Here is a 24,051-nt window from a genome sequence, read left to right on the forward strand (position 1 = left end):
TGGCAATCATAACCACCTATCACTATTGATTAGCGGCACTATACCAATCAGCCAATCTAAGGTGCAATCAACAGGCATTAAAACAGTTAAGGTAATCATACTATTGTGGTACTAACTGAGCTAAATCATGCTCAACCCGCAAAAAGCACGTCTTCAAAACAACTTAAAAGCGCAGCAATTATTTGTATTTACAAATCCATCACCTAATATTTAAGCTGAAAGGTTTATATTGAGTTATTCATTTAGAAATAAGATCAACAGTTAAGCTAAAGGTGACTCTATGGTGTTGGTATGACTGATAAAGATCTCATAAAGCAATTACAGGGCTTTCCTCTCGCCTGGCACTGGATTCGAAACAGCAGCCAAGTACATTGCGATAGACCTTTAATTGATGCCTTAGCTTACCCCAGCGAACAGCAATTAAGCTTAAAACAGCTAATTAGCCGTTTAGAAGCCGAGCAAATAACTTATTTGCAGCGGGCGATTTTTGATTCTCAGAACCAGCAACAAACTTTAGAGCTAAACCTGATTTTTAACATCAAAGGTAAACGCTATATTGGCCAAGTATTAATTTGGCGAGAACAAATAAACCAAGTAAACGGCTCCATCGAATTTATTCTGCCGTTACTGAGTAAAGCTGAAGAACGAGAGTTAATTCAAGAACACTTAAGCGCAGAACTCATTCCGGCGGTTATCTGCAATCAAAATGATACGATTATTTGGCTCAATCAAGCTGCTTGCACCTCGTTACAACAAACCAGTTACCAATTGCTTGCCAGTAAAGTGGTTCACTCCGATGCCGATGAAAACGGCAAGGTTAAGCACTACATTAAAAGCCTTGGTGGCCAGCGAGTACCGCTAGATGCTCGTTTAAAAAGCATCCATACTAACGCCCCTAAAAGACGCTTTACCCTTTATCAACTGGTTGCCGAATTAGCCCCTCAACAACAGCAGGTTTGGAATAGCGAAGCTAAATTTGCTCAACAACTGGCACTGGCTCAAAAGAAACTATCAAGGCAAGAAACGTTAATCGTTTTTGCGCTAAAACTAGAACATCAAAATGAAGAAGCAAGCCTACGCCTTAAACAGCTATTGCTGGGTAATTTAAAAAAACTCAACCAAGCCATATCAATAGTTTTTTTAGGCAAAGGAGCCATTTCTGGCTTCTTAAGTGCGCCCAAAAAGCTACAACTTATTCAGCAACGTTTAAATCAAGCTATCACCCAATTGTTGAAACCCAACGATCAAGCCAGCTTGGGGGCTATGCAAAGCCAAATGGGGGTATCGGTAATGGGTATCGATGCCAGCAATAGCCAACAGGCTATCAATCATGCACAAAAAGCAATGATAAACGCCGAGCCAAAACCGCTAGACCAACTTGCCCAACAAGCCAGCTTTTTTGACTCACGCCTAAACCAAGCTCGAGACAAGCTCAATCAATCTGCAATTCCGAAGAATAGTAAGCCAAGTAATAAAGGCGACCTATACATCGATCTTAGTGACTAATCTTAGCCGCACGCACTCTACTTTTGATGATCCTGAACCTACCAAATAGTTTGCTATCTAAATACGGCAACTTATTAAAAAAACTCACTTTATTTACCACATGGCGCTATGATTAAAGACATTAAGTGCTATAACAAATATAACTTTATTGAAAGAAAGGCCAATGATGAAATTTATTTCCAGAACTCTCATCTCTTTGCTGTGTATATTCGCTGCTCAATCTCACAGCTTAGCTACCTCTCTAGAACAAAGTCCTTTCTACAACAATGGACCGCATTACCATCTAGACGACAAACTGGTAATGGGTCGAATCGAGTTCATTTACTATGCTAATGTGGATTCGCTCAAGGGAGTGGGAGTACCCGCTAAAATTGACACAGGTGCCGATACCACCTCGATTCACGCACTTAACATTAGCATTCAAAGTAGCAACCCCAAGTTTGCCGATTTACAAGGCGAAGCCTTACTTAAAAGCATCGCAGAAAGCTTTGGCGATCCAGATAGCGAATGGTGGCTAGACAGTTTTGATACGCCTGAGCGCAATATCAATGCCACGGTAAAGTTTGATTTAATTCACCCGCATACTGGTGAAGCCATTACTTTAGAGCGACCACTTGCTAGGCTCAGTGGTATTCAAGGGCGCGGAGACCACGGCATACTCTACCGCCCAGTAGTTGAGCTTGCTTTGTCGTCGGGTGATATTACGGTAAACACAGCGGTGAACCTTACCGATCGCAGCGCCTTCTCCTACCCCATCTTAATTGGCAAAACCTTTTTGCGAGAGCAAGCTTGGGTTGACTCGAGTTATGACTACTTGCAGCAAGAACCTGAAGCAAAAATCATCAGCAATAAAGAAACTGCCTATTTAGACGACCTTCCTTTAGCAATAAGTGTATCTTTGGCTAATCGACGCACCAGCCTAAATGCGGTGAATATAAAGGTAGATAAAGACAAGAAGCAGGTGAGTTTTGAAGCAGTAGGCAAAAACAACAAATCCAAAGCATATACGCTACCACTACTTAAAATGTTGAAAATTGGCGATAAACATCACCCAATGGTGAACATGCCTATTAGTATTGGCCAAGAACTAAAACATATAGAGTTATTGCTGCGTGATCGTTCTAAACGCTCTACTCAGCTGCGTCTTGGCACCGAAGCACTAAACCAGTACTTCCTCATTGATTTAAGTGCTGAGTTTTTAGCTGATAAAGCGCTTAAATCTGCCATGGACTTTGCAAATAAGCCACCTTTAATGATGAGCCCAGAAGAGCGGATCACCATTGATGATGTTACTTTTAAAGCCGAACCCTCTTTTGCTGTTAATACTTCCCTAATGAGGGTGAAAAGTTTAAAAACGTTAGAACGAAGCGAGCAAAATAAACCAATAGCAGCGTTTTCAGCCACTGACACCTATAACAAGGTTTATGTATTTGAACAGCCCATTGACCGCAACATCGTTGTTGGTGAAGTTACTCGTCCAGTAATCACTCCCCAAATTGCCCTGGCCGGCAAAAACTACCAAGCGGACATTGCACTAGAGCTAGCCAGTAAAGATGATCCTGAAGAACTGCTCATCGGCGAGAGTTTTGCTGATGGCCCGGTATGGGTGAATACACGTACCAACAATATTTTTGATAAAAGAGCGGTAATTCGCGCCGGTTATGTAGAACAAGCCGAAGTAGAAGGCTTATCGATTTCAGTAAAACTGGATACCGGTGCCGATGTCAGTTCGATGCATGCTGAGCAAGTAAAACGCTTTGAAAAAAAAGGCAAACCCATGGTGACGTTCACCTATCGCAATGGCGACGGTTTAGAGCAGGAGTTCACCCGAGAAGTGGTTGACGAAATGACCATTAAAGCGCGGGTAGGCGAAAAAGCCAACTCTCGCCCGGTTGTAATGATGGAAGTTAAACTAGGAAACGTAACAGAGACAGTACGGGTTAACTTGCAAAACCGAGAGAACTTTAGCTATAGCATGATTTTAGGTAAGAACTACTTACGTAATGGCTTTGTAGTAAGCAGCGACGGCCGTTTTATTCTTACCAAACAGCCATGATTTGCAGATTAAAACGGCCCGTGGGGCCGTTTTTTGTATCAACTAAAACTGATACTTGAGGCCAGTTTTATCCAAGGTTTTATAAATACCTCGCTGGCCTTTGGTGGTGGTTCCCTTCATGCCACCTTGGTCTCGTAGCTTCTGGCGAATTTCAAGCCATTCACTACTTCCCCAACGAGAAGACTGCGACTTAAGTAGCTCAAATTCTTGATTTAAACGCTCTATCAATTCTTCCCCCTGGAAGAAAAAACCCACTTCGTTATTGTAAAGTAACGAACGGAAATCAAGATTGGTAGTTCCTACAAAAGCAGACTCATCTACTACTATAAACTTCGCATGCAATTTGCCGTAATAGGTTTCGCCCCCCAAAGACACCGCATCAGGTTTACCTAATTGATAAAAGAAAATTCGAGGGTGATTAACTAAGGCTTGCCATTCGGCCGACGCGATAAACTCTGGATTATTTTCGTGTAAATCTAAATCAGACTCTAACCAGGTTTGGCGCATCTCTTCACCCATTAAGATAGACGGCACAGTGTGCATATCAATCACTGCTTGAGTAAAGAAGTTATCGCTACTTAGAACCGAGTTAGTAATGATTTCAATTTTGCGCTCAGGGTCTTTATTCAACCACTCTAAGGCCGTATTTACATCTTCTTCTAACACCCCTTCGTCTTTCAACAGATCAGACTGCAAAAACAGGTAGGGTGACACTACACGAATAGTCGTTAAGTCATTATCACCGTATGCTGCGCGCGCCAAGATACCACTAATTGAATTAGCATTAGCCTTTTTGTTGCTACTGTAGTTGCTCACTAAATCCGTTGAGCTTAAGTTATCAAGTTCATGAGCAAAACGAGTATCAACCGGAGAGAATCCTTCCTGTAAATATTGGTCGATGGTTTGGTAGGCCCCCGCAAACTCGACGTTCCCTTTAAGCTCTGCTAGCGAATCTAAAGACTGTTGCATCCTCGCGCTATAAGGAAATGTAATTGATAGGCGTTTATTGCCAGGCTTTGAGAACAGCACCGAGTAATAATACTCGCTTAGTTGTGCAGGAGAATTCTTTATATGAGCGTCAGCTAACGGACGAATAAGCACTTCTAAATCTTTAAAAGCATTAGGGTCAAGCTCACCATGATGGTCTAAACCGTAGTAATGCAGTGACACATTACGGCCACCGGTCATTACCCAAGCTTTATCTGGATAAGCACCATCAGCAATGAGTAGTTTGTCATGAGAACGCCGATTTGCGTCTGAACCAAACTGGGTAAGAGCATTAAACACTACCGCCTGAACACGTGCTCGATTGATGGTAACTTCACCATTGCGGGCCTTTACAAAACCAGCACTTTTAGCACACTCAATAAGGCCTTTTAGATCGCCATGTTCCATACTTAGCGAGCCCAAACTGTCGACCATAATGCGCACATCAACGCCGCGCTTTACTGCCTCACATAACGCCCCTAAGATGGCATCACCAGAAAGATCGGGGGTAAATATATAGTAAGCAAGGTCTACACTATGTTGTGCTTGTTCAATCAGGTGGATTTTAATGGCTAAACTTTGAATGGCCTCTTCGGTCGTGGAGCCAACAACTTTCACTGTTGCTGGTTGGCTAGGTAACTCAGATTCTGAGGCGAGTTTTAAATAGTCTTTTTCTAGCTCATCTGCTGCACGCCAGCGCCTATCTTCTAGTTGTTGGCTTGTCCACGAGTCTTCAATCGCATAATCTGGCGCGGTAATTTGAGCCGAGCAGGCCTGCAGCATAAGTGCTACAAGTACCAAACATCCCTTTTTAGTCATTAGCAACATCCTGTTGTATCAAAACTTCAATTTAGCTAGCAAAAGCCGCGTTAACTCGCTTAGCAAGATCATACCCTAGTCCGGCAACTTTACACTGGCAGCTTCATCGCTTCAAAGAATACATAGAACCTTAATAACTCGCTGTTTTTAAAAGCATAGGCTATTTTTATAAGAACATTTTTTAATCTTGAGAGACACCAATTAATGCGCTTTATGTTGGCATTGTTGCTATTGTTTAAAATCTTGCAAAGCCACAGCCTGCAGGCCGCTACCTATACTGTTTACAGCATCGATGCCCCACCCCTTACCATGCTTGATACGAAACAAGCTGGCATTGTAGGAGATGTGGTCATCGAAGCATTCACCCGCTTAGGACACCAAGTTTTACTTCAAGAAGTACCCTGGAAACGCGCCCAACGGATTACCCGCGAAGGCAAAAACATATTTATCATGCCTCTGGCTTTGCTACCTAGCCGCGAAGAGCACTTTACTTGGGTAGCTTATATAATGGATCTAGAGCGTAGCTTTGCCACCACTAAGCTGCGTATTAATGACTATCAACAAGCCAAAAAAACACTTAACAAGGTAGGGGTGGGTTTAGGTTCGGCGCAGGCTCAAATACTTAAAAACAAAAATTTTTTAGATAGCCAAATAGTGGAACTCAAAATAGGGCCAAGCACCGCCAAGATGCTGCAATTAGGCCGCATTGATGCTTGGTTTAATGGCACACCTGAGTCTATTTGGTATTGGAACCAGCAATTTCCCGAGCAGCCACTCATTATTGGCGATCCCGTTGTCACGAACTTATTATTTTTAGCTGCTTCTAAAAATACCGATGTTAAGCTGGTTCAGCAAATCGCCATCCAGATCCAACTTTTACACGACGAAGGTTTTGTTGAAAAAACCAAACAGCGTTACTTAGCCCCGCAGTAAGCAATAGCAATAAATGCTGCGCCACTTAAGACTCATAAGATTTAGACTTATTGATCAAAGGAACAATGCTAGCTCCTTGTACCAATATAGAAAAAACCACTACTGCATAGGTCATCACCAAAATCATCTCACGTACATCAATGTTCTTTTCCGGTAATACCATTACGCCTGCAGGCACAGACATGGCCATAGCCAAAGCCAAACCACCACGTAATCCGCCCCAGGTTAAAATTGGTAGTGACATGGGGTTGTACTTTTTAAACAGTGAAAAACCTAAATAAGGAAGGGCAACGCTCACTAAACGGCTTAGCAATACCAAAGGGATGGCCAATAGCATTAACCACAAATCTTCTAGATGAAAAACAAAGCTGATCAACACTAAGCCAATCATCAAAAACAATAGGTTATTCAAGAACTCTTCAAGTACATGCCATAGGTGGTCAAAGCTTTGTTTACTAGCTTGGGTAAAATGCTGCTCGCGGGTGATATTGCCGATATAGATACCCGCCACGACCATTGCCAAGGCGCCAGACACGCCCAATTGCTCAGCAAATACAAAGCCAGCAGTGGGAATAGCCAAACTCACCAAGAGCTCCAATGAATCATCGTCGGTATGTTTAATTAAATAATTGGCAACTAAACCCAAAACAAAACCATAAATTATGCCACCACCCGCTTCTTGCAAAAACAGCCAAGATATAGCGGGAACACTTAAGGTTTCATGGGAGAAAGCAATGCCAAATACCGACACAAACATAACTAAGCCGAAGCCATCGTTAAACAGGGACTCACCCTCCACCTGAATCGCAATTTGCTGAGGTGCATGCATTTTCTTCACAATAGCCAGCACTGCGATGGGATCGGTGGGCGAAATAAGCGCGCCAAACAACAGGCAATAAATAAAATCCAAGGGTAAACCGATGTAAGGCAATAAGCACCAGAGCAAAGCAGCCACCAAGAAACTCGATAACAAGGTTGAAAATAGCGCCAAAACAGCAATCTCCACGCCTTGGCTCGCTAAGTGTTTTAAGTTTATCCCCAAGCCACCAGCAAATAGCAGAAATCCCAACATGCCATGCAACAACAGATTTTGAAAGTTGATCGCATTAATAGACGCTATAAGCTGCGGCAAGTTTTCTAGTACGCCAGTTTCTCCCAGCAAGATCATTATCAAAGACAGGACAATAGAAGCAGCGGTTATGGTAATAGTTGATTGCACTGACCCCACTCGGCTATTGATATAAGCAATCAGCATAGCTAAGGCAGCCAAGTAACAAAGACTGTAATAGGTTTCCAAGACTTAAGTCCCTTTAACGGAGCAGTAAATACTGCCAAGTAGATGTTCTTTTATACCAATCACACTAAGTAAGTGAACAGAAATAACGCAGGAAAAATACTTGAGAATAAGGCAGAATTTTTCGATAAGTAGTTACTCTACAATCAAAAATTCTAACGCTGTTATCGAGTATTTTAACCAGATAGAATGAACAGTTACTTAGTACGGTTGGTATTAGTATAGGCAACACCGCTACTAAACGAGCAACGGTTTCCCCATGCGCAGCTACGCAAACAAAAGCTCTAACAGACGAAGCAATATTTCGAGAAATGAAAATATCCAGAGGTGAATGCCAATAGCCAACCTAAGGGTGTTGGCTATTAAAGATTGAACGGGTGTTGCCTAGGGTTAAGCTTGCATGGCACGTATTACTTCTAAGCAAGCGCCTATGGTGTGGTAGTCAATCTTTGCTCCGGGCCTTGCAACAAGTGGATCTTGTACCTGCCCCTCTCTACTTAATACTCGCCACCAAGGCTTATGTTGAGCCTCGCAGAAAAACTGCCAGCTATACTTCCACAGGCTGTCATAAGCGCTCCAATACTCCTGCTTGCCGGTTGCTGTTGCTAACAGCGCGGCGGCGGCAAAAGATTCAGCTTGAACCCAAAAGTATTTTTCATCATCACAAACACTGCCATCTGGGGCTATGCCGTAATATAAGCCACCATATTGGTGATCCCAGGCTTTCTCCATGGCAAAGCCAAACAGTTTCTCTGCACAAGGGAGTAACCACGCTGCCTTATGATGACGAGATAACATCACCAACAATTTTGCCCACTCGGTTTGGTGGCCAGGCTGGAAGCCCCAAGGGCGATAAAGGTTTTTAGGATCGTCGCGATTAAAGTCCCAATCCACCTGCCAATCTGCTTGATAATGCTCCCAAATCAAACCGTCTGTGGTGTAGCCTTGGCGTAAACAAATGTTTTGTGCAATCGTGATAGCGCGATGCAAATAACGTTGTTCTTGAGTAGCCTCATACGCAGCAATCATCGCTTCACAAGCATGCATATTGGCATTTTGGCCACGGTAATCGCTTAATTCGCTCCAATCGGCACTGGCTTCATCGGCGTACAAGCCCCATTCTGCTTGCCAAAAGCGCTGTTCCATCAAATCAAAGGTAGCGGCTAACTGTTGTTTGGCACCTGCTCGTCCCAGCTTCACGGCGGCTGAGTACATCAGCACTACAAATGCCAAACCATAACAAAGGTTACTTTTATCTATTGGGCTATCACCATCAAGTACCCAATTGTAAGCTTGACGTTGTGAGTCAAAATGCTGTTGCTCAACAAACTTAAAGCCATGTTCTGCCAGCTGCAAATACTCGATATTATTATCCAATAAACCAACATGGGCGAATATGTAAGCGAGTCGTGTTGAGCTCACCAACTGCTTAAGGCCTTTTTCTTCGGCTTCCCCATTAGCGGCAATGGCTTGAAAATATCCGCCTTGCGGGTCAATGGCATGCTGCTGATAAAACTGACTAAGCGCACTTACATGCTGCTCTAAAAACTGAGAACTACGAAAAACCGGAAGCATGACTACTCCTTGCTTTGAATGAATGCGTGAATGTCTGCAGCGCTGGGTAAGGCGCTCCATGCACCGCGTTTGGTTACGGCTAGCGCCCCTGCGACCACTGCCGCTTGTAAGGCATTTAGCAGTGGAGTTTGTGATTCAACGGCCTGCACTAGCGACTCCCGCTTACAAATGTTTTGCTGCATAAGTGAAGCCAGCCAAGCCCCGGTAAAGGCATCCCCAGCCCCGGTGGTATCAACCACAGTAACCTTGGGTGTAGCAAGGCTTGTCTGCCAATTAGCCGTTAGGAGCTGCACATCTTCAGCACCATCGGTTAACAGGATAAGGCTTACCCCTCGCTCAAAAAGAAATGTCGCTAAATCATCTACCTGGCCAAGTTTGCTAAGGTAATCCCACTCTTCTTGACTGAGCTTAAGCATATCGCTAGCCGCGGCCGTATCTATCACCCGCTGAAAAAGCTGCTCGGTGCTTACCCAAAGCGGCAAGCGTATATTCACATCAAAGCTTATCAGCAAACCAGCTTGTTTAGCTGCAGACAAAATACTAGAGGTGGTTTCTGCAATGTCATTTTCGGTAAGGGTATTAGAGCAAACATGTAATATACCCTCCTCTTCTAGCACCTGTTGTGGGAAATCATTTAGGCGCACTTTTAGATCTGCTGTCTCACTGCGTTGAAAGCTAAAGCTGCGCTCCCCTTCTGCGTCCAAACTCACAAAGGCCATAGGAGTGGCGTAGTGTTTGCTGCTTAACAGGTAGTCACAATTTACCGCTTGGCGTACGAGGCATTCTCGCAAGTAGTGCCCTGCGGCATCTTCTCCCACTTGCCCTAGCATTAAGGCTTGATGGCCTAAGCCAGCAACGGCCACTGCTACATTGGCTGGCGCGCCACCAGGATATTGCCCATAAATAGGAATATCTATTTTACCTTGGCGTTGAAACTCCAAAGGGATCCAGTCCACCAATACTTCACCAAAAGCCAGTAAGCGCGGCATAGTGTGTCCTCGTTGAGAATGGCTAGATAACGTTACACATAAAAATTGCAGACGTCAGCCGCTAAGGAAAAGATTGTGGCAGTTTCCCATGATTTTCCGAGCAAGGTCACGAGCTGAAAAAACTCACGAAATGAAATAGCAGAAATGCGCGTTTAGTAAGAAATTTTCCCACGTAGCTGCTTGGTTTGGCCACGCTGCGTTTTTTTATCCATGCGGCGACGCTGAGAGCCATAAGTAGCCTTGGTGGGACGGCGTTTTTTTTGTACAACCGCCGCGCTTAGGATCAACTCTTTTAAGCGTTGTAAGGCGTCTTCTTTATTTCGTTCTTGAGTACGATGACTTTGCGCCTTAATGATTAATACACCGTCTTTGCTTATGCGTTGATCGTTGAGTTTAAGCAAGCGCTCTTTATAAAATGCAGGCAAGCTTGAATGGGGAATATCAAAGCGCAAATGTACCGCGCTAGAGACTTTATTTACGTTTTGCCCGCCAGCACCTTGAGCACGAATAGCGCTAAGCTCAATTTCCCATTCACCTAAACTAACGGTATTAGATATTTCCAGCATAATTTATTAGTAGCCTGTGCGCCTAGAAGTGGTCATTGTAACAAACTGCTGTAAGGGGCAATACCAAAGTATCAAGCCTTAATGGCCACTATAATGTTTAACGGCAATTAGCGCTTTTGTGGCAGTAAACAAGCGGAGCTTTCACTAAGCATGAGTTCAAACTCATCATGAGGCAAGGGTTTAGCAAACCAGTAACCTTGGGCAAAATCACAACCGGCTTCGCGCAGTAAGTTAGCTTGGTGCTCTGTTTCAATGCCTTCTGCAATAACATGAATGCCCAGTTTGTGCGCCATCACTACAATCGCTTTACACACAATTAAGTCATCACCGTCTTGCTCAAGGTTATGAATGAACATGCGATCAATCTTGAGATATTCAATATCAAATTTTTGCAGGTAAGCCAGTGAAGAATAGCCGGTACCAAAGTCGTCTAAGGCTACCTCAACGCCAGCCTTGCTAAAAGCTAATAGTTTTTCATTCACTACTGGGCTGTTTTCCATCAGCAAACCTTCGGTAATTTCCATTACCACATCGGCGCTAGATAAACCCGCTTCCGACAATTCGTTTAGCCACTGATTAACATCGCACTCAGCTTCATAATATTGTTTGGGAGAAGTATTAATACTTAGTTGAATTGGACTTAAGCCGCGTTCTTTCCAGGCTTTTAGTTGAGCAACCGCGGTGCTAAATACCCAATTGCCTATTTCTACTACCACTCCAGTTTCTTCAGCAACATGAATAAAGTCACTAGGGCTAATCCAGCCTTGGCTAGGGTGTAACCAGCGTACTAGGACTTCTGCCTTAAGCAGCTCACCGGTATTCAAGTCCACAATTGGTTGGTAGTGTAAATGCAGCTGCTTTTTAGCGACCGCTTGGCGTAAATCGTTTGCTAACAAACGGCGTACTTGAGCCTGCTCCTGCAAGGATGCAGTGAAGTAACTTAAACGGTTACGCCCCTCTTGTTTGGCCACATACATTGCTTGGTCGGCATGTTTTAGAAGGTCATCAATTTTCTCGCCATCATTTGGCGAAAACGCCACGCCAATGCTGGTTGAAATATACACCCGCTCAATGCCCAGCTGGAACGGTGTGCTCAAGGTCTTAAGTACCGCCTCACCCAGTTCCGCTACCCTGCTACCGTCACCGGATTCTTTTAGCAAAATAATAAACTCGTCGCCACCTAAGCGGGCCACATGTTCACCTTGCAATATACAATGTTGAATACGCTGAGCAGCAATTTGCAGCAACATATCGCCCATGTCGTGACCCAGAGTATCGTTAATGCCTTTAAATTGGTCTAAATCCAAAAGCATTAAACTCACGCGCTCGGTTTCTAAACGCGTGGCTAAGGCATCACTAAGAAGCCGATTGAGCATACGCCGATTAGGTAAGCCCGTAAGTGGGTCAAAGTTTGCTTGCTGCCATACTTGTTCTTCGGCCTTTTTACGCACCGCCACTTCTTTGCTAAGAGCCGCAGTACGCTGCTTAACTCTCTGTTCCAACAAGGTCCTGCTGGTATAAACCTCACCAGCCATGGCATTAAACTTGGCAATTAACGCGGCAATCTCAACCGGTATAAACCAGCGTTTAGGGTTTACAAACTTGCCCATCTCACCATGAGAAATACCTTGAGCAGTATCTACTACTTGGCTAATTGGCCGCACAATCATACAGGCCAAATACCAGCTAATTACGCCCACCACAAATACACAAAGCAGGCTGACAAAAAAAGCATAGCGCTGCAGTTTTAACGAGTAGGCCTGAAGCTCGGTGAGGGGTTGAGGAACAATAATCCCCCAGCCAGTATTTTCGACCTTGGCGTAACCAGCGATCATGTCGGCTTGCAATGCGGGTGAATAAAACTCGCTCACACCAAAACTGTTATCTCGCATCAACACAACTGGAGCTAAACCAGAAAGGTCTTTCGCTCGAATACTCCACTGCTCGTTAGGGTGCGCTAAAACTCGCCCGTATTGATCAAAAATAGCCACATGTCCTAGCTCACCAAATCGCACTTCAGACTGACTTTCTAGCAGGTATTGGGTACCCAAAGCGCCCATCAAGAAACGATCTTGGCCTTGGTAAACCGCTAAAAAGATGGTCGGCTGAGGCACCCCTTCTACCACTACCCCACTAAAATACACTTGGTTTTTGTTTGCTCGAGCTTGCTCCATAGCTACTTGAACCTGCGCTGGCACACTGTTGAAAATGCTTAAGGTTGATTCGCCATAAAAGAAGCGTTGGCCTCGCCCTTGCTGCCACTCAAACAAGGCGTATAAGTTTATTTCTTTAAGTAGTGGTGATAAATCATTGTGAAAATGTTCAAGGCTGATTTGCTGGTTAGCACTGCTAAAAATAGCCGCTGTATCGTTAGCATAACGAGCCAGTGCAGTACTTAGATTGCGCGCGATAAGTAAGTGCTTTTCATGCACTGTGGCGGTTTCATTTTGTTGAACTTGATGCTGAACCCAAGAGCTAACCATTAAGGTCGGCAGCAAAGCCGCAAACATGCAAATAACAAACAAAATATAACGTAGAGAGATCCGCCGATTCATCCTTGAGCCAGATATGTTAAAAAACAAACGCCGATTTTACATGATATTCATCCATATATGAGTTAATTTTTGCAAAAACAACGCTTAATTGAGCAAGCACTTTTAGCGCTATGTATTTATGCTCTACTTAAGTAGCTCACAGCCCAAAGGTTTAAGGCACTTATTTAGTCTTTTGCAGATAAAATTTGGCTAAAACTATTCGCTGCTATGTGGCATCAAGCACCTCAAATAGCCTCCCATATATGAATCAATAAATCTGATACATATTGAAAGCTTAACAAAAGTGCATTTATTAGCTAATTGAAACCAAGCTAAGTATTTTAAAACTGCTTACATTCAGCCAAATTCGCCCCATTCAATGCTTAACAAAGCCTTTTGGGGGCTAAGCTAAACCGCTATAGCAGCCCTTAGGGCAAACCAGCACTTGCTCAAACACTCTGTCAATCAAACATGAGAATACTTAAGCTAAAAGCCTCCTCCTTAACAAAAGAAAATAATCATCACAAAAACAAAAACTTAGATAGTCCATCATTTTTTATGATACCAATATGAATAGCCCCGTACTGGCAGCACAATCGAAACAATCAGCCTACCTAGCGAACATTGATATCGCCACAAAGCTCGCCAAAGCACGCTTTACCGGCTAGCCATAATCCAGTTAAGCCCTTGTTTTTTTTGCTAACCATAACTTCTACCCCTTAGTTGCCTCTATTGGAAAACAGCAAATTCAGTTTTAAGGTCTTACTTGTTAGCTAGGTAAGTGATAACTCAGTTTGTAAAAGACAGTTAAAGAAGTAGGCTCTACAAGCAAAACAGCATGAATATAGGACAGTAGTTTCATTAACTATCTGTAAAATAGCGATTAAAGCTTGTTCTAAAAGCTAGATTTGTTGATTTCCGCCCATAAAAAAGCAGCTGCGTAAGGGCAGCTGCTCATAAGAGTAATTTATATCAAGCTAGCATCACTAGCCTACCAATAAAGCTTACGCGACTGATTCAGCCACCTCAGCTTGTGGCTCTTCTAACTTTACCGGGGCTCCCAAAGCTGGGCGTAGGGCTTTAAGTACTTGGTGACGTGTAACTACACCAACTAGTTTGCCACTATCTACTACTGGGAAAATTTTAGGACGGTAAACACTACTGTTACGTAAGCGCTCTTCTAAAGGCTGGTGAGTAGAGCTTAGCAAAACACCTGACTCAGATACTGGGTAAACTTGGGCAACATCAACACTCATGTACTCAGCTAATTTTAATAAGTTGTGATTAGGTGCCACGGTCATAATATCCTTTTGCATAATGCTTGCTACGGTTGTTGTACTTGGTTTGCTGTAATCTTCTAGCCACAGTTTTCTTAAAATTTCTAACTCTGAAACAAAGCCTTGTAGCTCATTGTTTTCGTTTACCACAACCGCTCCAGATAACTCTTGAGCTACCAGCGCGTCACAAGCACTTGCAATGGTCATGTCAGGGCTAAGTGCATTGTCGGCAGGAGACATGATGTCAGCGACTGTAATTGTTTTTAAGTTTTGCATAGTAGGTTCTCCAACAGGACCAGAATATTGATTTGATAAAACAGAAAATTTAGGACGTACAGGCTCAAGCTGACTACCGCGGCTATATACCGACCAGTAACCCAAGCCTACAATCACTGCGCCGCCAATAATGTTGCCGATAGTGACTGGTATTAAATTGTGTGAGGCAAAATTTGCCCAAGTTAGGTGCTCAAATGCACTTGCTTGAACGCCAACTTGTGCCCAAAAGCTAGGTTCAGCCCAGGCTTTAATTGCAATGCCGAGTGGTACCATGAACATGTTTGCCACTACGTGTTCGAAGCCGGTGCTAACAAACATGGCGACAGGCAATATCACCAAGGCAGCTTTAGCGGCACTAGTTTTAGCGCTAAAGGTCATCCATACGGCTAAGCACACCAATAAGTTACATAACATGCCCAGCATCACCGCTTGCATAAAGCTATGTTCCAATTTGTGTTGCGCTATAGATAAGGCATTAAGTCCCCATTGACCGTGATCTAACTGGTAAAGCTTTGCACCACTCACCACCAGTACTAGCAGTAAGGCGCCAACAAAGTTTCCTAGGTATACTTTGCTCCAGTTAGCTAGCATGGCGCGTGTATTAAGCTGCCCATTGGCCCGCGGAATAATTGACAACACGCTACTAGTGAATAGCTCACCGCCACATACCACCAACATCACTAAACCTAAGCTAAAAGCCAAGCCACCAAGTAGGCGACTAACTCCCCAACCCACTCCTGAAGATCCAGTAGTTACCGTGATGTAAAAAACAAAAGCTAAACCAATAAACACGCCAGCACTAAGCGCTAAACTCAAGGTTTTAGCAGTAGTATTAGTTGCCTTTTTATAAGCATACTGCTCGGCAAACTGGGTCATTTGATCGGGGCTTAGCGCGGCGGATGAAAGGCTCTCTTTAGGCTTTTCACTGCTTACTACTGTAGGAGCTGGCAATCGCTCCACTTGAATATGATTCATCTACACTAAAACCTGTAATAACAAGCAACTAGAGTCGCTAATGACTGAACGTGTTATTACAATATCGATAAAGCATTGGGCTGGTAAGCGGATAATTTTTATGAGCTATATCAAAACTTCTTATAGCACCTATGTTTACTATACTTAGCAGCTAATACAGCCTCTTAAAAACATTTCTGGAGTAAGCGATGCGCTATTCTTTAAAGCAACTTACCGTATTTGAAGCCGTTGCAACCCACGGCAGCGTAAGTGCAGCCGCCGACAAGCTCGCGCTCACTCAATCTGCAGCGAGCATGTCGTTGGCTCAGCTTGAAAAACTATTAGGAAAGCCCCTATTTGATAGGCGTGGCAAGCGGATGGTGCTTAGCCAGTGGGGCCTGTGGCTACGGCCAAAGGCCAAACAGTTACTGTTAGATGCCATGCAAATTGAAGAAGGGTTTGCCGAACAGCAGCTAGTAAGCGGCGAGCTGCAGCTGTGCGCTAGCCAAACCGCGGCAGAACACTTAATCCCGGATCTCATCAGTAATATTGATAATAACTTCCCTCAGCTACGCATTAGCTTTTCCGTAGAAAATACCGCTGAAGTGATTAATGGCTTAATTAACTACGATTACCAGCTAGGTGTGATTGAAGGACGCTGTGACGATGACCGAATTGCTCACCAAGTATGGTGTAACGACCACTTGGTGATTGTGGCCGCCGCCCACCACCCTTACGCAAAATTAGAGCGGGTGAGTATTGCCCAGCTCGAGCAGGCTCGTTGGGTACTGCGCGAGCAAGGAGCAGGCACCCGAAGAGTATTTGATAGCGCCATTCAAGGCACCATTGACTCGCTAAAGGTTCACCGGGAATACGAGCACGTGCCGGTGCTGCGTTCCTTAGTGGCCAACAATAGCTATTTAAGCTGCCTGCCTTACCTAGACGTAATAAAAGCTCTAGAGTTAGGTGAGCTGGTTAGGCTAAACGTACCTGAGCTAAACATTGAACGGTCTTTATCATTTGTATGGCGTAACGACACCCCGGAAAACCCACTTCGCGACTTAGTGATTACTGAAGCGAAGCGCATGTTCAAAGTCCACCATCGCGATATGTAACTAAAAGGCTTGCATATAAAAACAAAAGCACCTAGATTAAATGATAATGATTATCATTTAATCTAGGTGCTTTATGAATCGCTTATGTCTTTTATCTAGCTTACTTAGCAGCAGTGCCATAGCAAATACAGTTTCCAGCTCTGAGAGCCTAAACCAATGGGAATCGCTGGCCGTGGCTTTATCACTGCTCGCTACTGCAGTATTTTGCTTATGGGTAATCCGCAAAATAAAAAAGGCGCTAAGCGCGCCCTCACCAAATAGCTTGCCTAGCCATTGGCCAACAGAGCCAGTTGCTAGAAAAACACCAATAACAATAGTATCGAGTTAGGCCAATAGCTTAAATTAGCCAATGCTATACGCTAGTACCAAAATCCTCATAAATCTTCTGATATTGCTGCTGGGTGCGCTGCAAAGAAAACTCATCCAAAACCCGTTGCCGCCCTGCGCGGCCAAATTCAATGAGTCGCTGCGGTTCAGCGAGTGCAGTTTGGATGATCTCTGCCAGCTTTTGGCTATCATCAAAATCGAATAACCAACCATTTTGCTGCTCTTGCACCAGCACTCCATTTCCGCCCACCTTGCTGGCAACCACTGCCCGCTTGTAGGCCAATGCCTCCATAATGGCCAATGACATACCTTCGGTTCTTGACGTCATCGCCAGCAATTCGAAACAGTTATAGATTTTGCTGCGATCGCTTACCATGCCATGGAAAACAACTTCGGCATTAGCCAAATGCTGTTGGGTAAACTCTTGCAGCGGAGCCAACTGGTCGCCAGTGCCAAAAAAGTGCACTTCAACCTTTTGTTGTATATCACTAGGCAATAAGCGGATTGCTTCAAGCAAACTAATTTGGTGTTTAAGGCTTACTAAGCGCCCAACTGAGCCAATACGTAAACGCCCATCTTGCGGATGAGGAACAATATCTTTCTCCTCCGGCATCGCAATACCGTTATCAATTACCGAAGAATCTACATGCTCCCAACCGTGCTCTTCGTGAAAGATTTGCTGACCCTCTTCCGAAACAAAACAAATGCTGTCGATAAATCGGCGGGCAAAGCGGTGCACTTTACGCCAACGATTAGTCGCTAATCGCGCTGCGCCATGGCGGGTATAAACAATTTTACGCTCTAAACAAAAAGGCAAGATAGGTAGGGACAACATAACTGCAGAAGGAGAATGCATGTGAATAATTGGGTGACGCCGATAAGCTTGCCACAAGCGCAATTGCACAAGGCCTTTCATGCCGCGTATTACCGTCACTTTAATATTAAGCTCTTCAGCAACCGCCACAAGAGGGTCATCATGATGCCCCAGAGATATAATTTCAGGCTCCATTCCCTGAGCACGCTGTTCTACACATAAATCAATAACAAAGCGTTCTGCTCCTCCCACCTGTAAACTACTCACAACATGAGATATCTTTTTACTTAACGCGCTATTCACAATATCATTACTTATTTGACTATCCTTAGTGGCATTATGATAAGCCAGTTAGGGGTGAAGGATCACTCTCTAACTCAAAGAATTTGTTAATTTTTATCAAAGGGTTTAACAGAATGGATTCTTCATTGCGAGTACTTGAGGTGGTACAAAGCCTCGAGCGAGGCGGTCGCACAGTTAGATTCATTACCACCGTAGCTGGATTAAGAGACAACGGTGTGTTTGTGCTGCCGGTAAGTTTTAAAACGCCTCACAGTAGCGATCAACAACCCGACCAGCTAGAAGTGCTGCATACTAAGGCCTTTGACGGCCCTTGTATTTTTTACAACTTAGTCAGGTTGATTAAAAAACACCGGATTAACTTAGTTCATTGCCACTGCGACCGCAGTATGATTTGGGCAGGTTTGGCGGCCAAAGTGTGCAATGTACCAACCGTACTTACTTTTCATCGTTCAATTTTACGCTACTACCAAGAAAATCGAATAAATCGCATTTTAAGGCGCTTAGCCAACTGCTTTGTTGCAGTTTCCGAGCAACGCAGGCAGTTGCTTATGCAAAACCTGGGCTTAAGCGAACAACGCTGCTTAGCGAATCATGCGGGAGTCGATACCCAAATTGCTCCTTTACAACCTGCTCAAGCGCGCAAAAATCTCCAGCTTCCCGACAATCAAATTATTTTGTTTAGTGCCGGCCACTTAGGGCGAATTAAAGGCCATCAAGATACGCTGAAGGCATTTAAACTGTTGCCACAGCAGCAAAACTGCCAGTTATTTATAGCAGGTAGTGGCTCAAAAAAAGAGAGCAAGGCGCTACTACGCTATCGCGATAAATTAGGACTGCAAGAACGGGTGCATTTCCTTGGGCAAATTAATAACACCGCAGAATGGATGGAGGCTGCAGACATTTTTGTGCAACCTTCGTTAGAAGAAGCCTTTGGTCTAGTATTTATCGAAGCTGGCTTGCGCCATACTCCTGTAGTGGCAACCCAAGTTGGCGGCATCCCCGATATTGTAATAGATGGTGAAACCGGCTTTTTAGTGCCGGCCGCAAAGCCAGAACAATTAGCAGCCACCATTTCTAAGCTAATTGATTCTGAAGCATTGCGCGAAAAACTTGGTGAGGCAGCTGAGCAGCGTGTTCGCTCACAGTTCGATACCCAGCATATGATTAATAATTATTTAGGTATTTTTAACCAACTTCTCAAGGAAGCTTAAGCGAGAGCAGCATGGACAAGAACTCGATAACCGTTGTAATTACCCCGCGAGACCGTTACTCAGGCATTATTAATTGTATTCGCAATTTATACCTATGCACCGAACAACGCTTTGAGCTAAAAGTCATCGACTTAGATTATCCGTCTTCACTTAAGCAAAAAATCGAAAAAGAGCTAGCTCAACACCATAATGCCGAACTGCTTAGCTATGGTTTAATCTCGCCAATTCAAGCAATGCAAAAAGTGAGACCTCTTATCGAAACAGAATACGTAATGTTTCTTGATAATGATTCAAACGTAACGGCCAATTGGCTTCCACCGCTATTAGAGATAGCCAACAGCGATCCACAAATTGCGGTGGTAAACCCGGTAACACTCGAGAAAGAAGGTGTTGATAAAGGCGCAGAGTTACGTAATCACCTATTCACAAATGCAGTTCATACCATTGATTATCAAGGTGAAGATTACCTTATTGAACATAAGTCTTTTCGTCGTTCATTACCTGAGGAGCTTCCTCAAGGTATCCAAGAAAGTGAAATGTTCGAGCTACATGGCGTGCTGTTTAGCACCAAGGCCTTAAAAGACATTGAACTGCCAGATATGGTGATTCGCGAACACATCGATATAGGCATTCAACTTCGTCAAAAGGCTTACAAAATTGTCACTCAGCCTGAATCAATCATTATTTTTGATAATCTAGGTACCAGAATGGCTTGGTACGACATGAAGTTCTTCTTCTTCCGTTGGCACCCCAAATATACCGAAGCTTCCTCACGCCTTTTTGAACAGCGCTGGGGATACCGTTTCTATTCCGAACAAGCGATGTACTTATGGGTATTTAGACGTAAGGTATTTTTATTTGCCCGTTGGTTATACGTTCCGGTGAATGGGGCAAATATGGCAGTGCGTATTGCCGCTAAGCTTCGCTCGTATATAAAGCCTGTGTGGGATCCCATTAAGGGTGTGGAGCAAAAAGCCTCCCCCGCTCCACTTAGTATGTTTTCTAAAGCCAAATAAAAAAAGCCCGGCATAAACCGGGCTTTTTTCTTTTTTGTAAATTCTTAGTCTAAAGAAACACTACCGTTTATATCCGAAGATTTGCTGTCATACAGTTTATGAGGAAATTGTTTTTCCAAATAGATTTGGTCAGACTGAGCAATAGAAGAAGAAAAGCGCAGCTTCATTTTTCCGTCACTGTTAATACCTTTAACCAAGCCAACAACCTTGCGGCCGCGCATCATTTGACGACAATCGTGAACGAATGAACTTGGCACATGACCTTTAACCACGGTGACTTTTCCGGAACGCAATTCACACACAAAGGTATAATGAATATGCCTCAAACGGTACACCAAAACTGCTAAAGCAATAAAGCCAATCACTATGCTGATAGTCAAACGAACACTCCCTGTGTTTAGTCGCTAGCCGAGTAAAATCAAGGCGTTATTGAGCCTTGAAGTGAATAAACTCAACAAGGGTAATATTATGCGCTTCGCTTGACTAGGTTTAAGTTCAAAATTTTGATAGCAATCAGTAATTTATGCTTGTTTTGATAGCTTGATCAACAAAATGTTTACAAACAACAACTTGAAAACATTTTCAATAATTTGACAAAAGCGAACAATAGTTAACTAGATAAATAAGTTAAACGTACAGAAAACCAGCTCATTAAGAGTGAAAAATATGCGGGAGGAAAAGACTCGCTGTCATAGCTGACAGCGAGAACCTTAAACTTACTTCTTAATACCTTCGATCACTAAGTCCATTGCTACGGTAGTAGATTTAGGACCAAGGTTGGTAGGGATACCAAAGTCTTTCATCACTAATTCTGTTGAGCCAACAAAACCAGCACGATAACCGCCCCATGGGTCTTTACCTTCACCCACTTTAGTCACATCAATCACGATGTCTTTCGTCACGCCACGCAGCGTAAGCTGACCATAGAGCTTGCCACCTTCGTCACCATTCGCTTCATATTTACTGCTGGTAAAGCTTGCTTCTGGGTATTGGTCTACCGCTAGGAAGTCTTTACTGCGAATGTGCTTGTCACGCTCAGCGTGATTAGAGTTCACCGAAGTGGCATCAATTTTAACGCTAACGGTAGTCGCCTCTGGCGCCGCTTGGTCGTAACTAAAGTCACCACTAAAGGTATCAAAGCGGCCTACTACAAAGCTGTAACCTAAATGGTTAACTTTAAAGTTGATTGAAGCATGTGCACCGCGAGTATCAATGGTGTAATCGGCAGCGCTAGCCGGTAAGGCTAAGCCCATAGTACTGGCTAACAATAATGCGGCTTTAAGTTGTGTTTTCATTGTCTGTCCCTTTAGGTTATTTAGTCGACTTAAGCATTCGAACTAAGGTGTTATCTTTATCTATAAAGTGATGTTTTAGAGCAGCAAAGGCATGGCCAGCAGCCAATACAATTAGTGCCCAAGCTAAAATCTCATGAATATCGCCGGCCAGCTCTTCTTGCTGAGCAATACCGGTAATAGTGGCGGGAACCTCAAACCATTCAAACACCACAATGGCACGTCCATCGGCGGTAGAAATTAGGTAACCCGAAATCATTAAACAAAATAATAGTGCGTAAAGTAGCCAATGGCCGACTTTAGCTCCCTGCCTTTCCCAAGCTTTATGGTTAGCTGGAGACTCTGGATGTGGATTCAACATTCTCCAAATCAGCCGAAATAGCATCAACATAAACAACAATATCCCAACACTTTTATGGATCATCGGGGCGGTTTGGTACCAACTAGAGTAATAGTTTAAATCAACCATAAATAACCCTAGCCCAAACAAAGCAAAAACACTTACTGCCACCAACCAATGGATAACGATGGCTACCCATCCATAAGTCTGTTTGGTATTGCGAATACTCACTCGGTCCCCTTAAATATCTTCTGATATTACCTCGATGAAACTAGCATCGCTTAAATCCACAATGAAAAAAATTGAATTTTATGTGAAAAATCATTCGAACAATTAGAAAGAAAACCGCTCAAAGTTTTACTTCTCTCTCAAAAAAGCAACAAAACATCAGCAAAAGATCTTAGTTTATTTGTACTTTTAGTCTTAAAGCATAGTGCTAAATAAAGCTTAAAAGCGCCTTAAAAACCAAGATTTAATCAGCCAAGTGGAAAGTTGCCTATGCGCTATGGCATAGCTTGTTTGCGGTAGGCTAACGTCACATTACAGTAATAAAATATTCATTTTACCTACTATACTTTTTACTGCACATTTTGCGTGTCTCGCAGCCGCGAGAAGAAATCACGTTGGGCCCAAAACACTAGGTATATTGGGCCCAATAAAGTAAGGCTTGGAGTAGGCTTATGAAACGATCACGCTTTGATGATATGGACGAATGGGATGAAGAAGACCTGGTCCATAACGCAAAAAGTCATAAAAACCAGCGGGACAAAGCACGTGCTCGTCGCCGCATCGACGAATACAACGAGCGGAAACAATTAGAACGCTACATAGACGAAGACTATAACTAGTTACAGTAATCGCGAGGGGGAAGTGTTGGCACTTCCCCCTTTCTATTACCATCACAACAAGGTATTTAGCTATGCAAGCCATTATTCCCTACCTTAATTTTTCAGGTAAAGCCGAACAAGCTTTAGCTTTTTATCAGCACTGCTTTAAAGGCGACGTTATTGCATTAATGCGCTTTAGCGATAATCAAACCGACATGCCAATTCCCGATGAGTTATTGAATAAAGTGATGCATTGTCACTTCAAAGCCGGAGAACTAGAGTTTATGGCATCCGATGGCATGCCCGGCGAACAGCTAAAAAGCGCGGGTAATATCGAGCTCAACTTAAACTTTTCAGACTTGGCCGAGCAACAACAGGTGTTCGAAAAGCTCTCTGAAAACGGCAGCATCACCATGGGTTTACAAGATACATTTTGGCAGGCGCGTTTTGCTAGAGTGTGCGACCAGTTTGGCATCAACTGGATGCTAAATTGCCCTCTTAACTAAGAAGTTGATGATGTTACTTACATGCCACGTTTGCGGAAAAACTGGGCGGGGTCGCCGGGGTTCTCTTGGTACAACTCAAATGACTTCTCAGCAATTATCTCTCCTGCTAATTCAATGGTCATGCGCCAAGTTCCTAGCTTATTGCTAATAGGAGCCCAAATGGTATCACCTAAATAAAAATCCCAATCGTTGCTGCGAATGTACTCTTCACCATCAAAAGGCGCCATAACCTCGCCATCTTCATCTGGGATATTAGGGTGGTAGATGCAATAGCGAACCTTCTGGCCTTTGGCTTTCTTAATATTAACAATCAAGCCGAACTCAACATCTATTTGAGCTTCAACTTGAGTGGTAAATTGGCTAACCTGCGGCAGTGCTTTGGCATCGCTATCCCATTTGTTGTAAATACCGTAACTGTGTAACTTAACTTGGGGTTTTGCCTTTGCCATTGCCGTAAAACTCGTCTCATTGAATATCTAAATTGTCTATTTTACCTTAGACCTAGCTTTAGCTGCCATTACAATCCTTTCCCCC

General features: G+C 43.7%; 20 protein-coding genes. 8 read left to right on the forward strand and 12 right to left on the reverse strand.

From position 1 onward, the window contains the following. Nucleotides 1-291 precede the first annotated feature (291 nt). Together ACYFDN_RS10150 and ACYFDN_RS10155 are read left to right on the forward strand one after the other, a co-directional pair. Complete coding sequence (locus ACYFDN_RS10150; RefSeq protein ID WP_483510985.1) at nucleotides 292-1,506, forward strand: hypothetical protein; 1,215 nt, start codon at nucleotides 292-294, stop codon at nucleotides 1,504-1,506. 163 nt (nucleotides 1,507-1,669) lie between these two features. Continuing rightward, nucleotides 1,670-3,562: a putative ATP-dependent zinc protease gene (locus ACYFDN_RS10155; RefSeq protein WP_483510987.1), complete on the forward strand. Its 1,893-nt coding sequence runs from the start codon at nucleotides 1,670-1,672 to the stop codon at nucleotides 3,560-3,562. 42 nt (nucleotides 3,563-3,604) lie between these two features. Here ACYFDN_RS10155 and ACYFDN_RS10160 read toward each other — a convergent pair whose 3' ends face one another. After that, nucleotides 3,605-5,368 (reverse strand): phospholipase D-like domain-containing protein, encoded by a 1,764-nt coding sequence (locus tag ACYFDN_RS10160; protein WP_483510988.1) that lies wholly within the window; start codon nucleotides 5,366-5,368, stop codon nucleotides 3,605-3,607. A gap of 204 nt (nucleotides 5,369-5,572) precedes the next feature. Here ACYFDN_RS10160 and ACYFDN_RS10165 point away from each other — a divergent pair, with 204 nt between their 5' ends. Further along, the gene (locus ACYFDN_RS10165; protein ID WP_016403394.1) at nucleotides 5,573-6,301 is read left to right on the forward strand and encodes a substrate-binding periplasmic protein; all 729 of its coding nucleotides are present in this window, start codon (nucleotides 5,573-5,575) and stop codon (nucleotides 6,299-6,301) included. A gap of 25 nt (nucleotides 6,302-6,326) precedes the next feature. On the opposite strand, the gene ACYFDN_RS10170 is transcribed toward ACYFDN_RS10165, so the two are convergent. The 6 genes from ACYFDN_RS10170 to focA form a co-directional block, all read right to left on the reverse strand. Next, on the reverse strand, nucleotides 6,327-7,598 hold the full coding sequence (locus ACYFDN_RS10170) for a cation:proton antiporter (protein WP_483510990.1): 1,272 nt from the start codon (nucleotides 7,596-7,598) through the stop codon (nucleotides 6,327-6,329). Nucleotides 7,599-7,985: 387 nt separating this feature from the next. Continuing rightward, on the reverse strand, nucleotides 7,986-9,170 hold the full coding sequence (locus tag ACYFDN_RS10175; protein ID WP_483510991.1) for an AGE family epimerase/isomerase: 1,185 nt from the start codon (nucleotides 9,168-9,170) through the stop codon (nucleotides 7,986-7,988). A gap of 2 nt (nucleotides 9,171-9,172) precedes the next feature. Beyond that, a complete protein-coding gene (locus ACYFDN_RS10180) occupies nucleotides 9,173-10,159 on the reverse strand; it encodes a carbohydrate kinase family protein (protein WP_483510992.1) in 987 nt (328 codons plus the stop codon). Between the two features lie 152 nt (nucleotides 10,160-10,311). Next, entirely contained in the window at nucleotides 10,312-10,725 is a 414-nt protein-coding gene (gene arfB, locus ACYFDN_RS10185; RefSeq protein WP_220718960.1) for an alternative ribosome rescue aminoacyl-tRNA hydrolase ArfB, read from the reverse strand. A gap of 107 nt (nucleotides 10,726-10,832) precedes the next feature. Next, nucleotides 10,833-13,280: an EAL domain-containing protein gene (locus tag ACYFDN_RS10190; protein ID WP_483510995.1), complete on the reverse strand. Its 2,448-nt coding sequence runs from the start codon at nucleotides 13,278-13,280 to the stop codon at nucleotides 10,833-10,835. Nucleotides 13,281-14,263: 983 nt separating this feature from the next. Then, nucleotides 14,264-15,787, reverse strand: coding sequence for a formate transporter FocA (gene focA / locus ACYFDN_RS10195; RefSeq protein ID WP_483510996.1), 1,524 nt, complete (start codon nucleotides 15,785-15,787; stop codon nucleotides 14,264-14,266). A 188-nt stretch (nucleotides 15,788-15,975) separates the two neighbouring features. Here focA and ACYFDN_RS10200 point away from each other — a divergent pair, with 188 nt between their 5' ends. Then, nucleotides 15,976-16,881, forward strand: a complete 906-nt coding sequence (locus ACYFDN_RS10200; protein ID WP_016403401.1) for a LysR substrate-binding domain-containing protein — start codon at nucleotides 15,976-15,978, stop codon at nucleotides 16,879-16,881. 352 nt (nucleotides 16,882-17,233) lie between these two features. On the opposite strand, the gene ACYFDN_RS10205 is transcribed toward ACYFDN_RS10200, so the two are convergent. Beyond that, on the reverse strand, nucleotides 17,234-18,289 hold the full coding sequence (locus tag ACYFDN_RS10205; RefSeq protein ID WP_338623979.1) for a glycosyltransferase family 4 protein: 1,056 nt from the start codon (nucleotides 18,287-18,289) through the stop codon (nucleotides 17,234-17,236). A 149-nt stretch (nucleotides 18,290-18,438) separates the two neighbouring features. Between ACYFDN_RS10205 and ACYFDN_RS10210 the strand changes: the two genes are divergently transcribed. Next, the gene (locus ACYFDN_RS10210) at nucleotides 18,439-19,536 is read left to right on the forward strand and encodes a glycosyltransferase family 4 protein (RefSeq protein ID WP_483510998.1); all 1,098 of its coding nucleotides are present in this window, start codon (nucleotides 18,439-18,441) and stop codon (nucleotides 19,534-19,536) included. A gap of 11 nt (nucleotides 19,537-19,547) precedes the next feature. After that, nucleotides 19,548-20,552 (forward strand): glycosyltransferase family protein, encoded by a 1,005-nt coding sequence (locus ACYFDN_RS10215; RefSeq protein WP_152784182.1) that lies wholly within the window; start codon nucleotides 19,548-19,550, stop codon nucleotides 20,550-20,552. Between the two features lie 44 nt (nucleotides 20,553-20,596). Here the strand turns inward: ACYFDN_RS10215 and ACYFDN_RS10220 are convergent, their stop codons facing one another. The 3 genes from ACYFDN_RS10220 to ACYFDN_RS10230 form a co-directional block, all read right to left on the reverse strand. After that, on the reverse strand, nucleotides 20,597-20,932 hold the full coding sequence (locus ACYFDN_RS10220; protein WP_016403508.1) for a DUF3634 family protein: 336 nt from the start codon (nucleotides 20,930-20,932) through the stop codon (nucleotides 20,597-20,599). Nucleotides 20,933-21,268: 336 nt separating this feature from the next. Then, nucleotides 21,269-21,847, reverse strand: a complete 579-nt coding sequence (locus ACYFDN_RS10225) for a YceI family protein (protein ID WP_220718968.1) — start codon at nucleotides 21,845-21,847, stop codon at nucleotides 21,269-21,271. Between the two features lie 16 nt (nucleotides 21,848-21,863). Next, entirely contained in the window at nucleotides 21,864-22,415 is a 552-nt protein-coding gene (locus ACYFDN_RS10230) for a cytochrome b (protein WP_483511000.1), read from the reverse strand. Nucleotides 22,416-22,864: 449 nt separating this feature from the next. Here ACYFDN_RS10230 and ACYFDN_RS10235 point away from each other — a divergent pair, with 449 nt between their 5' ends. Together ACYFDN_RS10235 and ACYFDN_RS10240 are read left to right on the forward strand one after the other, a co-directional pair. After that, complete coding sequence (locus ACYFDN_RS10235) at nucleotides 22,865-23,032, forward strand: PA3496 family putative envelope integrity protein (protein ID WP_016403511.1); 168 nt, start codon at nucleotides 22,865-22,867, stop codon at nucleotides 23,030-23,032. Nucleotides 23,033-23,103: 71 nt separating this feature from the next. Beyond that, nucleotides 23,104-23,517, forward strand: a complete 414-nt coding sequence (locus ACYFDN_RS10240; protein ID WP_016403512.1) for a VOC family protein — start codon at nucleotides 23,104-23,106, stop codon at nucleotides 23,515-23,517. Nucleotides 23,518-23,534: 17 nt separating this feature from the next. Here the strand turns inward: ACYFDN_RS10240 and ACYFDN_RS10245 are convergent, their stop codons facing one another. Further along, the gene (locus ACYFDN_RS10245) at nucleotides 23,535-23,966 is read right to left on the reverse strand and encodes a DUF3859 domain-containing protein (protein WP_483511001.1); all 432 of its coding nucleotides are present in this window, start codon (nucleotides 23,964-23,966) and stop codon (nucleotides 23,535-23,537) included. Between the last annotated feature and the right edge of the window lie 85 nt (nucleotides 23,967-24,051).

Source organism: Agarivorans sp. D1326, from assembly GCF_056958115.1.